This is a genomic window from Acinetobacter sp. Tol 5 (assembly GCF_019702905.1).
Lineage (GTDB): Bacteria > Pseudomonadota > Gammaproteobacteria > Pseudomonadales > Moraxellaceae > Acinetobacter > Acinetobacter bereziniae.
In genome coordinates, this window is record NZ_AP024708.1 from 2,419,796 (window position 1) to 2,436,157 (window position 16,362).

At 38.4% G+C, this 16,362-nt stretch carries 15 protein-coding genes; 9 read left to right on the forward strand and 6 right to left on the reverse strand.

The genetic code is table 11. The features are described 5' to 3' along the window. Positions 1 to 164 precede the first annotated feature (164 nt). Complete coding sequence (locus tag TOL5_RS11320) at positions 165 to 1,085, forward strand: AraC family transcriptional regulator (RefSeq protein ID WP_004830880.1); 921 nt, start codon at positions 165 to 167, stop codon at positions 1,083 to 1,085. Positions 1,086 to 1,162: 77 nt separating this feature from the next. Here TOL5_RS11320 and TOL5_RS11325 read toward each other — a convergent pair whose 3' ends face one another. The 3 genes from TOL5_RS11325 to TOL5_RS11335 form a co-directional block, all read right to left on the reverse strand. Beyond that, entirely contained in the window at positions 1,163 to 3,037 is a 1,875-nt protein-coding gene (locus tag TOL5_RS11325) for a SurA N-terminal domain-containing protein (RefSeq protein ID WP_121775710.1), read from the reverse strand. A gap of 130 nt (positions 3,038 to 3,167) precedes the next feature. Then, positions 3,168 to 3,440, reverse strand: a complete 273-nt coding sequence (locus TOL5_RS11330) for an HU family DNA-binding protein (protein WP_004720620.1) — start codon at positions 3,438 to 3,440, stop codon at positions 3,168 to 3,170. 165 nt (positions 3,441 to 3,605) lie between these two features. Continuing rightward, on the reverse strand, positions 3,606 to 4,085 hold the full coding sequence (locus TOL5_RS11335) for a phasin family protein (protein WP_121775711.1): 480 nt from the start codon (positions 4,083 to 4,085) through the stop codon (positions 3,606 to 3,608). Positions 4,086 to 4,355: 270 nt separating this feature from the next. Between TOL5_RS11335 and TOL5_RS11340 the strand changes: the two genes are divergently transcribed. From TOL5_RS11340 to fdx, 8 genes are all read left to right on the forward strand, one after another. Continuing rightward, on the forward strand, positions 4,356 to 5,009 hold the full coding sequence (locus tag TOL5_RS11340) for a hypothetical protein (RefSeq protein ID WP_004830883.1): 654 nt from the start codon (positions 4,356 to 4,358) through the stop codon (positions 5,007 to 5,009). Between the two features lie 141 nt (positions 5,010 to 5,150). After that, a complete protein-coding gene (locus TOL5_RS11345; protein WP_004830884.1) occupies positions 5,151 to 5,624 on the forward strand; it encodes an Rrf2 family transcriptional regulator in 474 nt (157 codons plus the stop codon). Position 5,625: 1 nt separating this feature from the next. After that, a complete protein-coding gene (locus TOL5_RS11350; protein WP_004830885.1) occupies positions 5,626 to 6,843 on the forward strand; it encodes an IscS subfamily cysteine desulfurase in 1,218 nt (405 codons plus the stop codon). Positions 6,844 to 6,951: 108 nt separating this feature from the next. Continuing rightward, complete coding sequence (iscU, locus tag TOL5_RS11355; RefSeq protein WP_058971838.1) at positions 6,952 to 7,338, forward strand: Fe-S cluster assembly scaffold IscU; 387 nt, start codon at positions 6,952 to 6,954, stop codon at positions 7,336 to 7,338. A 46-nt stretch (positions 7,339 to 7,384) separates the two neighbouring features. After that, complete coding sequence (iscA, locus tag TOL5_RS11360; RefSeq protein WP_004830887.1) at positions 7,385 to 7,705, forward strand: iron-sulfur cluster assembly protein IscA; 321 nt, start codon at positions 7,385 to 7,387, stop codon at positions 7,703 to 7,705. 100 nt (positions 7,706 to 7,805) lie between these two features. Beyond that, on the forward strand, positions 7,806 to 8,321 hold the full coding sequence (gene hscB, locus TOL5_RS11365; protein ID WP_121775713.1) for a Fe-S protein assembly co-chaperone HscB: 516 nt from the start codon (positions 7,806 to 7,808) through the stop codon (positions 8,319 to 8,321). Between the two features lie 66 nt (positions 8,322 to 8,387). Next, entirely contained in the window at positions 8,388 to 10,247 is a 1,860-nt protein-coding gene (hscA, locus tag TOL5_RS11370) for a Fe-S protein assembly chaperone HscA (RefSeq protein ID WP_121775714.1), read from the forward strand. A 17-nt stretch (positions 10,248 to 10,264) separates the two neighbouring features. Continuing rightward, the gene (fdx, locus tag TOL5_RS11375) at positions 10,265 to 10,603 is read left to right on the forward strand and encodes an ISC system 2Fe-2S type ferredoxin (protein WP_004830890.1); all 339 of its coding nucleotides are present in this window, start codon (positions 10,265 to 10,267) and stop codon (positions 10,601 to 10,603) included. A gap of 136 nt (positions 10,604 to 10,739) precedes the next feature. Here the strand turns inward: fdx and TOL5_RS11380 are convergent, their stop codons facing one another. The 3 genes from TOL5_RS11380 to mfd all read right to left on the reverse strand — a co-directional run bounded on the left by TOL5_RS11380 (position 10,740) and on the right by mfd (position 16,359). Further along, complete coding sequence (locus tag TOL5_RS11380) at positions 10,740 to 12,176, reverse strand: adenylate/guanylate cyclase domain-containing protein (RefSeq protein ID WP_004830892.1); 1,437 nt, start codon at positions 12,174 to 12,176, stop codon at positions 10,740 to 10,742. 57 nt (positions 12,177 to 12,233) lie between these two features. Further along, positions 12,234 to 12,668: an HIT domain-containing protein gene (locus TOL5_RS11385; RefSeq protein ID WP_004830893.1), complete on the reverse strand. Its 435-nt coding sequence runs from the start codon at positions 12,666 to 12,668 to the stop codon at positions 12,234 to 12,236. 229 nt (positions 12,669 to 12,897) lie between these two features. Beyond that, positions 12,898 to 16,359, reverse strand: a complete 3,462-nt coding sequence (gene mfd / locus TOL5_RS11390) for a transcription-repair coupling factor (RefSeq protein WP_151781523.1) — start codon at positions 16,357 to 16,359, stop codon at positions 12,898 to 12,900. Positions 16,360 to 16,362: the final 3 nt, after the last annotated feature.

Genomic DNA, 16,362 nt, shown 5'->3' on the forward strand with positions numbered 1-16,362 from the left:
ATCTATATATTTAAATAAAGATCACTTGAAAGACAGTTGTAAGCGTCCATAAAACCTATGAAAAAGTCTTTGGCATCTTCAACATAGAGATTGTCCTTTACGCACATGTTTTAATGACATCAAACCTTTTTATTATTTGAAAATAGGAAATTTAAACCATACTTATGGATGCTTTAAGTAAAATTTTTGATGATATTCATCTCAACCATTCAGAATATATTTATCTTCAAGCGCAAGGGGATTGGTCATTTCAAAGCCCTAAACAAGAAGCTGTTATTGCACATATTGTCTTATATGGTCACGCTTATTTAGAGTTTTCTCCATCAATGCATGTCACCTTACACACAGGTGATATGTTTTTAATTCCTGCAGGTTTAGCCCACACCGTAAAAAATCAGCCCAATACACAACTGGTCGAAAACTTAAATATTGAATCTCTGTTTGATGGACTTAGACAGGATGCCATTGAATTTGGTCAGGGAAGCTCGGAAAAAACTTTAATACTTACTGTCCGATGCCATATGAATGCCATTATGGCACGCCCATTAATTAATGCACTCCCTCCCTTTCTACACATTCAAAATGCGCTGAGTGATGAAGCACCTGAGTGGCTTAAAATTGGACTTTATTTTGTATCCGCTGAAACGCGTAGAACTGTCGCAGGCAAGAATAAGATCATGGATCATGTGGTCAGCATTTTAATGATTGAGTCTGTACGAGATTACATTGAGCAAATGCAAGATCATAATAACTGGTTGAATGCTTTGATTCATCCTGAACTATCAAATGCCTTGGCAGCCATCCATAGCCAACCCCAACATAACTGGACTGTTGAAAGTTTAGCTGAAACCTGTTGTATGTCCCGCTCAAAATTTGCCAGCCTGTTTAACCAAATTATTGGCGAGACACCATTGGCTTATTTACAACAACATCGTTTACGTCTTGCCAGTCAACTGCTTAAACAAGGTCAACTCTCTATTCAACAAATTGCCCACCAAGTGGGCTATTCTTCTGAAACCGCATTCAGTCAAGCATTCAAAAAACAATTTGAGCTTAGCCCGAGTCAATACCGCAATCAACTCTAAAACTTTACGAGACAGTTCCAGAATACATAATCCAATAAAAAAGCGCCGAAGCGCTTTTTTATTGGATATTTTCTCAATTATTTAATCTTAGCTTGAGATTTTAAATAACGAGAATAATCATCAAGCAATTGTTCCCCACGGAATTTTTGGTACATTTGAGTCAACTGTTGAACTTCAGCAGGATTCATTTGGGCAATATCTACTTTTTTCACATTGGCAACCGCTACAACAACCAATTCATCAGGTAACTTCGCAGTAGTCACAGACCACATACCTGCTTTTGGTACAGGCTGACTAAATGCAGCACGCTCAATTTCGCGTTTAAGCCCCTGTGAACGCGTAAATGTTCCTGCATGTACAAAATTAGATTGGTATTTCGCTGTCACTGCTTGTGCAGGTAACTTTTTAAAATCTTCAATCATTGCATTTAATTTTGCATGTGCTGCATCAAATGCTTTTTGTTCAATCAACTGTGCTTTTACACGCGCTGTTGCCTGAGCCAGAGGTTGAGTGCCGGCTGGGTAGTATTTACGAACTTTTATCCATACCACATCACCATTGGCAGTTTGTATATTACCTGACGCTGTTGTATTGCCGTTTTTAATATCTTCAGCAAATAATTTCGTTTTAACCGCAGGATCTGCTAAAACTGGATTGGTTGTCGCTAAATTCACATTCTTCGCTGATTGGACCTGTACTGTTTTCACTGCTTGTGCCACAACATCAAGCGAATCGCTATTCACAACCTGGTCATTTAAACTATTCACAGTATCAGAGAAGTAATTTGCAGATTTGTTTTTCAGCACTTCGGCTGTTAATTCTGCTTTTTTGCTTTCCAATGATGGAATTGTTCCAGTGGGTGTATTGACTTCAATAATATGATAGCCGAACTCTGTTTTTACTGGTTTCGCCACTTGACCATTCGCAGTTGAAGCAACAGCTTTATCAAAATCAGCACCAAACACACCTGGAGCATAGGCTGCAAGTGCACCACCTTTTGCTTTAGAATCTGGATCTTCAGAATATTGTGCAGCCGCTTGAGCAAAAGTCATACCTGCCTGAATTTTTGCATAAACCTCATTCGCCAAAGTTGCAGCTTGCTCAGGACTACGTGAATCCGTTGTAATCAGGATGTGTTTTACATCATGCTTTAAATTTTGCTTATATTTTTCTACAAATTGCGCATAGGCTTGATTTAACTCCGCATCAGACACCGCAGCATTTGGTTGAGTCAATGTCGCAGGACTAAGCACAACATAATCAACATCTACAGCCGCAACCTGTTTAAATTTATTGAGATGTTTGTTGTAATAATCCGCAATTTCTTGATTCGTCACTTTAACATTCGCTTTATAATCATCCAGCTTCACACTCGATAAAAATAATTCACGTTGTTCAGATTGAAGATTAGCAATTTGTTGAATATCAGATTTACTAATCAAAGCATTATCTGAAATCGTTGAACTCAGAATACTCAATGCAAAATCTTGACGAATATTCTGAATAAATGCCTGACTGGTTAAGCCTTGTGAACGTAAATAATTCGCATATAGATTATTCGAAAATTTACCATTTTCCTGAAAAGCAGGAATCTGTGCAATTTTCTGTTCAATTTGAGTGTCGCTTAATGTCACACCTAATTTATCTGCCTGTTGTCTTAAAAGGCTTTGACTGATCAGATAATCAAGTGCTTTATTTGCAATAAATTCTTTATTCAACAGTGACTCGTCCCCATGCACACTAGGATTTGCCAATAATTGATCCGTATAGCTTTTGGTGACCGTTTCTAACTCTTTTTTAGAAATATCTTGACCATTAACAGTTTTAGCGACATCTGCTTTTTGCCCACCACTGAAATAACCTTCAATACCGACCACGGCAAATGGCGCTAAAAATAACACAAGGAGAACTTTACCAAACCAGCCCCTTATGAGAGTGCGAAACGATTCCATGAGTATTCCAATATTATATTTCGTAAGGATTCTAACTGAAATTGTGAAATGAATGAACGAGCAATCACTGATAATTTAATTTTATTTCATAAAAAACGCGCCACGAGGGCGCGCTTTCGATAAGCTCAGATTAAGCTACTGAGTCTTTTAAGCCTTTACCAGCTTTAAAGCTAGGTACTTTGCTTGCTTTAATCTGAAGCTCTTCACCAGTTTTAGGGTTACGACCAGTACGTGCAGCGCGGTCTTTAACACTAAAAGTACCAAAGCCTACTAAAGTCACTGTGTCGCCTTTTTTAAGCGCTTCACCAATTGAAGCAATAGTCGCATCTAATGCTTTACCTGCATCAGACTTTGACAATCCCCCTTTTTCTGCAATCGCATCGATTAATTCTGATTTATTCATGAAGATTACGTCCTCTTATTTCGTTTGTTTAAGTTCCAAGGCTGTAGATCAAAGGCCATGACGACTTTATAGCAATGCTTTGGGGGGAAACGCAAGACTCCAAACACGCTTTTCTCAAAAATTACGACTAAAAATGAGTTTTTTTTTTGATTCACCCCAATTATTTCATTTTTTGAGCAACTGCTCGCGTAAGTTTTGGTTCTCTTCTACTAAGGCATCCACCTTGTGGTGTAATTGCATTATTAAGTTCTCTAGGTGCTGAAGATCCTTTGCAGTGACCAAACCAATTCGATTAAGCGAATGATTTACGCCATGATCGAGAAGCTTTTCTACCTTGTCCTTAGTTTCTGTGACAGACTCTTTAGTTTTCTCCGACACTTTGTTCACTGTTTGATCAGTAACTTCAACCGTTTTTGATTCAAGCTCTTCTCCGACTTTGACTAAAGAGTCAAATAATTTATTGCCTTCTTCTTCTGCGCGCGAAAAAGCCCCCAACCCGGCCAACCAAATTTGTTTGGTATATTTTCTAAAATCCAATGCTGATTTTTTATGATGTCTAGGTTTTGTATGTGATACATGCTGTTCATTTTGGTCTTCCTGAAGACCCAATTGTTCTTTATTGCTCTTTTTCATATCCTGCTCCATTTGCCCAAAACTCCAGCTTTTAATGACCTATATGACCAAATTATGTAGAAAATATATCTATAATATCAAATAAAACTATTGAACCTTTTGCTAAACTGTTCTACAAAAGCAAAGTAATTGTTTAATGTTAAGGAACACTTGCCAATTCAACAATGGTCATTCAATTATTTTTTTTATATGATTGTTGAAATAATGTGTTTCATATCACGGATGAAATTGTTTCAAAGTTATTTTAGAGATTGGATTCTCAATTTGTTATAGGAATGTTTTATGAATGAATCGCAACAAAAGCAAGGTCACTCTCGTTTGTTGCTAAACATTGTCATGATTATCTTGGAAACCATTTATTCTTTTGTATTAAAACATGATCGTGTTGTTCGCTTACAAGCTAAAAAATTTGTCGAACAGCAAATGACCATCAAGATAAATAGTTACATTCCTTATTTTGATTTCTATATTCAATTTACAGACCGTGGCATTTTGTTTGACTTGCAAGCGCCAGAAAAACCTGTCGATCTTTCTGTGAGTAGCACATTAATTGATTTAATTCAGATTTTTGTTTTTGCCAATCGCCGTAGTATGAAAAAAATGCGTTTGGAAGGCAGTGATATGGTGAAAGATCAATTTCGTGATCTGGTCATTCATTTAACTGCACCCAAACTCTTGTCCGATTGGAAACAGTGGTTAACTCATCCTGATGATGACAGTCAGACACGTGCATCAAAAAAACGTATTGCACCCTTACTTGAAAAAATTGATCAACAACGTTCAAAGATCAACACCCTTCAGGTAGAGGTAAAGCAATATCAAAATCGAGTTCGACGTCTGCAGCAAAATCAACAGCGTTTATATACGGCTTTAGGTGTAATAGGCTTTCTATTTGTTGCACTAATCATGTATAATTTATGGCAAATATTCATGTAAAATATTTTATTAGATTTCATTCTTATAACAATAATAATTAATTCTAACTAATTTAGTCAGAATTAATCTTAAAAATACTTGACTAATTTAGTCAGGATTCATAAAATTCATACATCTAGTCTAAAACATGTGTATCGAATCATGCGCCTAACTACTCGCGGTCGCTATGCAGTGACTGCACTACTCGACCTAGCATTGCAGCCTACTGAACAAACGATTACGCTTGCAGAAATTGCAGCCCGCCAAACGATCTCTGTCGCTTATCTTGAACAATTGTTCGCTAAATTAAAGCGTCATGGCTTAGTTTCAAGTGTTCGTGGCGCGAATGGTGGCTATCACTTAGCGCGTCATGCTGAAGAAATTACTGTCTTAGAAATTATTGAAGCTGTAAATGAAACTGTGGATGCAACTCGTTGTGATCATAAAGGCAATTGCCAAAATGGTGCGATGTGTTTAACTCACGATTTATGGCAAGAACTCTCTCTCCATATTGCCGATTATTTAGCTAAAATCACCCTTGCCGATTTAGTCGCACGCGACAATGTACAAACCGTTGCGGTTCGCCAAAATTCAGCACCACATGATTCAGCCCTTTTATCGGTTACAGGTATTTGACATGAAACGTCCGATTTATCTTGACTATGCAGCAACTACGCCTGTTGATCCTCAAGTAGCAGAACGCATGATGGAGTGTTTAACCTTTGATGGTACCTTCGGAAATGCAGCTTCTCGCTCTCATGCTTATGGATGGCAAGCTGAAGAAAAAGTTGAATATGCACGTGAACAAGTCGCAAATTTAGTTAAAGCTGATCCACGAGAAATCGTATGGACATCAGGTGCTACTGAATCTGATAACCTTGCGCTAAAAGGTATTGCTCAATTTTATGGTTCGAAAGGCAAACATATCATCACCAGTAAAATTGAACATAAAGCAATTTTAGATACCTGCCGTGAATTGGAAGAAGAAGGTTTTGAGATTACTTATCTTGAACCAGAACCTAGAACAGGTTTAATTACGCCAGAAATGGTTCAAGCTGCACTTCGTCCAGACACCATTCTTGTTTCATTAATGATGGTGAATAATGAAATCGGTACAGTAACTGATGTTGCTGCGATTGGTGAACTTACTCGCGCCAACAAAACTTACTTCCATGTAGATGCTGCGCAAGCTGCTGGTAAAGTTGAAATTGATCTTTCAACCATGAAAGTAGACTTGATGAGCTTCTCTGGTCATAAAGTTTATGGACCTAAAGGTATCGGTGCATTATTTGTACGTCGTAGCCCTCGCGTACGTCTTAAAGCACAAATTCACGGTGGTGGTCATGAACGTGGTATGCGTTCAGGCACACTTGCTACTCACCAGATTGTGGGTATGGGTGAAGCATTTGAACTTGCAGGTAAAAACTTACATGCAGAACAAGCGCGCTTACGTGTACTTCGTGACAAGCTTTGGAATGGTTTACAAGATTTAGAACAAGTGTTCTTAAATGGTCATCCTGAATATAACGTTGCAAACTACTTAAATGTAAGTTTCAACTTTGTTGAAGGCGAATCATTGATGATGGCATTGAAAGATGTTGCGGTTTCATCAGGTTCAGCATGTACATCTGCAACACTTGAACCATCTTATGTGCTTCGCGCACTTGGTCTTTCTGATGAATTAGCGCATAGCTCAATTCGTTTCAGCTTCGGTCATTATACAACTGAAGAAGACATTGACCATGTGATTAAAATTTCTAAAGCTGCTGTAGAGAAATTACGTGAACTTTCTCCGCTTTGGGATATGTACAAAGAAGGTATCGACTTAAATTCAGTTGAATGGGCTGAACACTAAGTTTCTAAAATCAAACACGGCATTTTATTGAAAATCAGTGAAATGCCACCATATTAGACTGTAGCAATACATATTATCAACGCTGACCCCGAGGTTTGGAGAAGCATCATGGCTTATAGTGAAAAAGTAATTGATCATTACGAAAACCCTCGTAATGTTGGTGTTTTGGATAAAAATGCAGAAAATGTTGGTACAGGTATGGTGGGTGCACCTGCATGTGGCGATGTGATGCGTTTACAGATCCAAGTAAATGACAATGGTGTGATCGAAGAAGCACGCTTTAAGACTTATGGTTGTGGCTCTGCAATTGCATCCAGCTCATTAGTCACCGAATGGTTAAAAGGTAAAACTTTAGACGAAGCACAAGCGATTAAAAATATTGATATCGCAACTGAACTTGCTCTTCCTCCTGTAAAAGTGCACTGTTCTGTACTTGCAGAAGATGCAATCAAAGCTGCTGTTGAAGATTACCGTAGCAAGAAAACTAAAGCTTAATATCTGTTGCTTAAGTTTTTACAGATAATTTTTTAATGGAGTTTTCATGATCAATTTAACTGAAAATGCTGCAACTCATATCAGCAATTACTTAAAGAATCGCGGTAAGGGTGAAGGTATTCGTCTTGGTGTGAAAACTTCAGGCTGTTCTGGTTTGGCATATGTACTTGAGTTTGTTGATGATATCGATGAACATGATCAAATTTTTGAACAGTTTGGTGTTAAAGTTTTTGTAGACCCTAAAAGCTTGGTGTATCTCGATGGCATGGAAATGGACTATGTAAAAAATGGTCTCAATGAAGGTTTCGAGTTCAATAACCCCAATAAAAAAGGTGAATGTGGTTGTGGTGAATCTTTCACTGTATAATCACCCTGCACTTTTTTCATGTTAAAACAGTGTCTTGCACTGTTTTAATCATATTTAATTACCCTGTTTTCTTGTAAAACATCGTGGATGAGTATCTCCCATGAGTCATTTTGAGTTGTTCGATCTCCCTGAAGCACTCGATATTGATTTAGCAACATTAAAAGCTAATTTCTTAAACTTGCAACAGCAATATCATCCTGATAAATCGGATGATAAAGACAAAGCTTTAATTAAATCGAGTGAGATTAATCAAGCGTATAAAGCCCTATCTCATGTAGATAGCCGTGCAGCATATTTACTTTCACTCAAAAAGCAAGATCATCACTTAGATCAATCCATTAATGATTTTGAATTTTTGCAGTCTGCCCTCGAAATTCGTGAACAACTCGATGAAGCAACCGATACAGAACAGTTGCATTCTCTAAAAAAAGAAGTGCAACAATGGATCGAGGGCTTAGTCCGGGAATTCAAAATTGATTTTGATGAAGAAGACTGGGCTGAAGCACGTGATACTGTACGAAAATTGCGTTTTTTCCAAAAAGTCATGAATGATATTGATAAAGCCGAAGATCAACTTCTTGATGATGAAGATTTTAGCTTAGATGATGATTTGTAACTTTTAATTTTAACTACATGTTGAACATGACTTTGTTTTTTAGCTTTTATTTTAAGGATGTAACAAATGGCACTCTTGCAAATTGCTGAACCAGGACAATCAAGTGCGCCACACGAACACCGTATTGCCATTGGAATAGACTTGGGTACAACGCATTCGTTGGTTGCTACAGTACTTTCAGGCAAAGCCAAAGTACTGAATGATGAACAAGGTCGTGTGTTACTTCCCTCTATTGTGCATTACTCTAAAAACTCAACAGAATACGGTGATGCAGCAAAACCATTCATCACAACTGATCCTAAAAATACGATCGTTTCTGTAAAACGTTTTATGGGGCGTTCAAAAGCTGATATTAAATTTCAACATCCGCATACTTTAACAGGCGCGGATAATGAAATGCCGACTTTTGAAACCACACAAGGTCGAAAAACACCTGTAGAAATCTCAGCTGAAATTTTAAAGCAATTAAAAGATCGTGCTGAAAAGAGTCTAAGTAATCCTGTAAATGGTGCTGTCATTACAGTTCCTGCATATTTCGATGAAGCTCAGCGCCAAGCAACACGTGATGCAGCAGAATTGGCGGGGCTGAATGTATTACGCTTATTAAACGAACCTACTGCGGCAGCCGTAGCCTATGGTTTAGATCAAGACACCAACCTTGCAACAGATCGTAATTACGTCATCTACGATTTAGGTGGCGGTACTTTTGACGTTTCTATCCTACGTTTCTCGCAAGGCGTTTTTGAAGTTTTAGCCACAGGCGGTCATACTGCACTCGGCGGCGATGATTTAGATCGTTTAATTGTGAAATGGGCAAAAAAACAACTTAATATTGAGACCTTGGATGATGCAGAATATGCACATTTCATAGTTTCTGCACGCAAAGCCAAAGAAGGCTTGAGTGATGCAGAATCTGTTGATATAAAAGTACTGACACACCATCTTACACTAGATCGCGCAACCTTTGAACAAATTATCCAAGTAGCACTTGATAAAACAATAAGTGTATGTAAACGCGTAATGCGCGATGCAAAGCTTACACTTGATGATATTCAAAATGTGGTACTTGTAGGTGGCTCTACTCGTTCTTATGCTGTTCAAAAAGCCGTTCGTGAAGTATTTAACCAAGAACCACTGTGTACAATTAATCCTGATGAAGTCGTTGCCATTGGAGCGTCTATCACAGCGAATCAACTGATTGGTAATTCAAAAGATGGTTCATTACTGCTCGATGTAACCCCTCTTTCACTGGGTCTTGAAACCATGGGTGGGCTGGTTGAGCGTCTAATTTCTCGCAATACGGCAATCCCTGTAGCACGCCGTCAAGAATTCACGACCTATCAAGATGGTCAAACTGCCATGTTGATTCATGTTGTTCAAGGTGAACGTGATTTGGTCGAGCACTGTCGTAGCTTAGGGCGCTTTGTATTACATGGCATTCCACCTATGACCGCTGGTCAGGCGCGTATAGAAGTGACATTCCAAGTTGATGCCGATGGTTTACTTTCTGTGTCTGCAAAAGAAACCACTTCTGGTGTTCATGCCAAGATTGACATCAAACCTTCTTACGGTCTTTCAGAAGCAGATACCGAACGCCTTTTAATTGATGGTTATAAGTTCGCTGAAGAAGACAAGCATTTACGTCACTTGAATGAAACAAAGGTTGAGGCTCGTCGTGAACTCGAGGCATTAGAACAAGCATTGAAAGTGGACAGCAAATTACTCGATCCAGAACAATTGCAAGGATTAAATCTTGCAGCCGAACATTTAAAAGTACAGCTTGAAACAGACGATATCAAATCTATCGAACATGCTGTTGAGCAATTAAAAATTCATAGTGATGCTTTTGCTGCAGAACGAATGAATCAGCATATCGATCAAGCGCTCAAAGGCACTAAACTTGATGACTGGTCAAACTCAAACTAATTTTTAAGGTAAAGACTATGCCACGTATTAAAGTACTACCTCATGCAACAATTTGTCCAAATGGTGCTGAGTTTGAAGTTGAACCAAATGCCAATCTTTGCCAAAGCTTATTAAGCAATGGTATTAAAATTGAACATGCCTGCGATATGTCTAAGGCATGTACAACATGTCATGTCATTGTACGCAAAGGTTTTGATGCACTTGAAGAAATGGATGATATTGAAGCGGATTTACTTGATCGTGCTTGGGGCTTAGAACCTGACTCACGACTTTCTTGCCAAGTTAAAATCACGGATGAAGATATGGAAGTTGAAATTCCTAAATACACCATTAACCATGCTTCTGAAAACCACTAAATAATTTTTAAAAGTGCTGAATAAAAAGCAAATAAAAACCACTCAACATGAGTGGTTTTTATTTGCTTTTACTTATTGCTCAGTCTTTAAGTGATAACAACAGACTTAAATGTTCAATGTAAAATTTTAAACCTGCCTAGCGAATTTCATCTTCAGCATTTAGTCTTGCAACACCTTGCGCATTGGTCAGTCGCTGCTGAACTTTAATACGATCGACCATTTTTTCAAGTACTTCAACCAGCTCTGGATACTCAAAGTTTTGCACTTCTTCTAAATTAAGCACCAAATGAAAACCTTTATATTCATAGTCAAACCATTGCTGATTTTCATTTTTACTGGCTGAGTATTTCTCCATGACCTGCCAAGTTCTCACTTTACCTTGAATACCTTTTAATTCAATTGGTGATTTTGGCGCACAGAGATAATCATTTTTAATCAATTTATAGGTTTCATCTGAAACAAGAATTTCATCAATATCCGCAGCGTACTGTAAACGCGCTGCCAAATTTGCATCGCGACCAACAATTGTATAAGCCATACGATGTACAGCACCGTAATTTCCAACGTGACAATAGCCTGTACTTACCCCCATACGGATATGCAATGGCGCATAGCCCATTTTCACCCAACGTTCACGTAGAAACTTCATTTGCTGTCGCATGGCAATTGCCATATCGATGCAGTTTTTAGCATCCTGTTCCACACCTTGTGAATCTGGATCACCAAAGAAAATCAGAATCGCATCGCCCATGAATTTATCAATTGTCGCACCATATTGCTTGGCAATTTCAGTCATATGACTGAGATAATCATTGAGTACAAATGCCAAATCATCAGGAATTAATGTTTCTGATAACTCAGTAAAGCCCTGAATATCTGAAAAGAAAACAGTGATCTTTTTACGTTTATATTCAATTTTCGCTTCGGTATCGCCACGCATGATCGCTTGCCAAAGCTGCAATGGAGCATAGCGACTGAGTTGATTTGACAACTCAATGTAGCGATTCATTTCATTAAAATAGGTATTTTTTTTGATTTCTACACTTTTAATACGACGATTTTGATAATAATTACCGATATTAACAAACAAAATAATTCCAATAAAAGACAGCACAGAAAGTTCAGGGCTGGTTTGTTGGAAATAATCGTAAAAGCCAAAAATGAAAATAATATTGGTATAGAAAACAATGAAAGCAATCAAGATAGCCAAAGAAGCCATCATGAAAGAAATTTTACTGTTGATGGCGGTATAGATCAGCGCAAATAAAAGTACAAAAGAAACAACTAGACTTAAATGTACTGCTGCTAATGCTGTCGAAACAACAATAACATCCACCAAAAAATAGATATTTTTACGGATTTTTGAGCCGTATGAATATTCCAGCCATCGAGAAAATTTGGGACTGGCTAAGAAAATAAAACCAATAAAAAAGGGAACATAGAACTGATAGTTAGCAACAGGAGAAGTAAAATAATAAATGATAACAAGCAGTGCAATAATCAAATATCCCATAAAGCGCTGGAATATTTCAAATTGCTTAGGCTCTTTATCTAACATACGTTCAAATGGCAAAATATTTTACCTCGAATGTCATTTTATTAAACACTTCCCTTGTGCTGTTTTAAAAACTTAGTCCATACGCCAATCAAACGGCATATCACCTTGACCACGCAATGCCAACATTAATGTCTGACGCATATGTGCCAACACTTCATTGGTATATGGAACAGCTTGTAAACCAAATACAGGCTTAGGCCAAGCTACATCATTTTGATAACGCACGACATGATGAAAATGCAATTGTGGGACCATATTACCCAATGCAGCCACATTCATCTTGTCAGCGCGGAAAACACGTGACAGTTGACTAGATAACCAGCTCGACTCACGCAAAAATTGTTCTTGATCAGCTTGACTCAATTCATATAATTCAGTGATACCAGGTACACGTGGAATAAGAATTAACCACGGAAATTGCATATCATTCATTAAACGACATGTTGAAAGCGGAAAGTCGCCTACAAAAAAAGTATCTTGAGCAAGTTGTGGATGCAAACTAAACATATCTTTATAAATGACGCAAAATTAAAAGGATGGCTAATACTAACACATCGGTTTTCGTGTGAATATTGATTATCTCGTGTTTCGGTACAAATAAACACAGTTTGCTTTGAACCTGATCACAATTACACTTTATAGAATCATTGTTTTTTTTCAAGATCATCTCTGAAAAAATTTCATGATTTTTTCTCAGTTCTGAATAAAGATTATTCATCTTCAACATATTGATAAATTAACGCTTTAATTCAGCAAGCAAGTTATTCAATAAATCTTGCACAAACTGAATGCGCTTCTCATATTCTTCCAACATCACCATCACTTTCAGACGTTGACCACCTTCCATACGGAACCAGGTCGGATGTTTTTGCATCATTTGAATGATACTGATTGCTTGCACGGGTGTATCAGGTGAAAATTCAATCACCCCACCATGTGCCCCGATATCAATTTTGGTGATTTCTAACTGCTCTGCCTTGATACGGATTTGATGCACACTAAATAACTGCTTGACGGGCTGTGGTGGCACACCGAAACGGTCTATCAGCTCCATCCGAATATTGTCTAATTTGTCGGCTGTATCTGTATTACTGATCCGTTTGTAGAACATCAGTCGTTGATGTACATCACCTAAGTATTCATCAGGTATTAATGCTGGCATGTGTAAAGTAATTTCAGAGGTGAGCGAAAGTGGTGTATCAAAATTAGGCGTTTTACCTTGTTGAATTGCTTTCGTCGCTTTGGCCAACATTTCCATGTATAAACTATAACCGATAGCATTCATTGAACCACTTTGTTGTTCACCCAGTAACTCACCAGCGCCACGTATTTCTAAATCCTCTGTCGCTAACATAAAACCAGCACCAAGATTTGATGCTCTTGAAATTGCGTCTAAACGTTTTTCTGCATCACCTTTTAGACCTTTAAGCGAAGGTACCATCAAATATGCATACGCTTGATGATGTGAGCGCCCTACACGACCACGTAGCTGATGTAATTGCGCAAGCCCTAGCTTGTCAGCACGTTCAATGATAATCGTATTGGCATTCGGGACATCAATTCCGGTTTCAATAATGGTCGAACACACCAAGACATTATATTCTTTATGATAAAACTGCTGCATGACTTGTTCTAATTCACGCTCACGCATTTGACCATGTGCAACAGCGACACGTGCCTCAGGAACCAATTGACGAATATTCTCTGCAGCACGTTCAATGGTATCTACTTCATTATGTAAGATGTAGACCTGACCGCCACGAAGCAATTCACGCAAAATTGCTTCCTTCATGGTTTCATTGGTTTGCTCATTGACAAAAGTTTTCACAGCTAAACGGCGTGCCGGTGGCGTTGCAATGATCGAAAGATCACGCATTCCCCCAAATGCCATATTCAGCGTCCGCGGAATCGGTGTAGCTGTCAATGTCAGCATATCGACATCAGCACGCATGGCTTTAATGCGCTCTTTATCTCGCACACCAAAACGATGCTCTTCATCCACAATCATCAAACCTAAGTTTTTGAATTGCACATTTTCCTGAAGAATTTTGTGGGTTCCAATGACAATATCAACTTTTCCCTCGACCAAATCCTCAATTGTTTTGACATGACTTTTACTGGTACCAAAACGTGAAAGTACTTCAACACGGATGGGCCAATCAGCAAATCGGTCTTTAAAGGATTCATAATGTTGTTGTGCCAACAATGTGGTTGGAACAAGAACCGCCACTTGTCGATTGTTCTGAACGGCAACAAAGGCTGCTCGCATCGCAACTTCTGTTTTACCAAATCCCACATCACCACAGACCAAGCGATCCATCGGTTTGGCTTGTTGCATATCATACAATGTTGCTTCAATTGCATTGGCTTGATCTAGCGTTTCTTCATAGGCAAAGCCACTGGAAAACTGCATATATGCACTTTGATCCAATTCAAAACTGATACCCGGTTTTGACTGGCGTCGCGCTTGAATATGTAATAATTCAGCAGCGACATCGTGAATTTGTTCGAGGGCTTTTCGTTTCGCTTTGTTCCATGCATCAGTTCCAAGCTTATGCAAAGGCGCTAAGTCTGGATCACCACCACTAAAACGACTAATAAGATGTAGATTTGTCACAGGCACATAAACTTTTGCATCATCTGCATAGTTGAGTTGCAAAAACTCATAATCCTGATCATCGATATTCAGTGTAACCAAACCCGCATAACGACCAACACCATGATCGATATGAACCACAGGTGCCCCAATATTCAGTTCAGTCAAACTTCGAATCAAAAACTCTTCTGAAACTTCCTGTTGACGCTTACGACGGCGCTGTACAACGCGATGTTCATAAAGCTGATTTTCAGAAATTACCGACAACTCATCACTAATCACTAGACCACGGTCTAAAGGCGCGTTAGTGATCGCAACGGAAAAATTTGATTGCTGAAAAATTTGGAAATTCTCTACAACAGGAATTTCCCCTAAACTTGCTCTTAACGCATCTTTTAAGGTTTCACGACGTCCAGCACTTTCGGCCACCAATAACACAGGATGATTGGCATCATCGACATATTGCTTGACGACCTTAAAAGGTTGCTCTTGCTTCGGATCAACAGGTAATTTTGGCGGTATTTCAACAGATAAATTAATACAGCCTGCTTTTAATTCAATCTGCTCTGTAGACGCAATAATTCTTGCAAATTGATTCAACTGTTCAAACAGCTGATTGGGTTGTATAAAAATTTCTTCAGGTGGCAGCAATGGCTGATCAATATTGTGCCGTCTATCTTCATAACGACGCATGACATCTGCCCAAAACTGAATTAAACCGTCCTCAATATACTTATCTGTAATGACAATTGCATTGCTTGGTAAGTACGATGTCAAACAACTTTGTGTCTGCATTGCAGTTTGGGTAAAAAATAATGGAAAATAAAAGTCTAATCCTGGCGATGCAATTCCCTCTAATACATCTTGATAAATTGGATTTTTCTTAGGATTTGCTGTTGGAAAGCTTTCCGCATAGCGATCTCTAAATATAGAGCGTGCTTCTTTTAAAGGAAATTCTTTTGCGGGTAATACAGTGAAATGCTCAAGTTTTGTTGTGGTTCTTTGGGTCTCAGGATCAAAAAATTTTAAACTGTCGATTTCATCATCAAACAGATCTATACGAATCGGTGCACTTTGCCCAGATGCATAGATATCCATGATGCTACCGCGTACCGCAAACTCACCGTGATCATAAACCGTATCGACCAAATGGTAACCTGCTTGAACTAGTTTTAATTTTTGTTGTTCTAAATCAAACTTCTGACCAACCTTAATATCGAAATGTTCCCCTAAAATCCATGATGTGGGTGCAACACGCTGTGCCAAAGTTGTAGCAGACACCAATAAAATACCTTTTTGGGGCATATTGGCAAGAATAGACAGCCGTTCAGACACAATATCTTGATGAGGTGATAAACGATCATATGGCAATATTTCCCAATCCGGAAAAATTGTCGGTTTAACACCATAAAATTCAAGTTCACTTTCAAGTTGTGTTAAGTGCTGATTATTACGCGCGACCAGCACAAACAGTTGCTCAGACTTCTCCGTTATTTCCTTAAAAAGTAAGGCAGCAGAAGAACCAAGCATTGTACCAATCCAGCGCTTTTCGCCTGCTTTCAATTGTTTTAAATTAAGGTCAGAGATTTCTTGTTTAAACATATT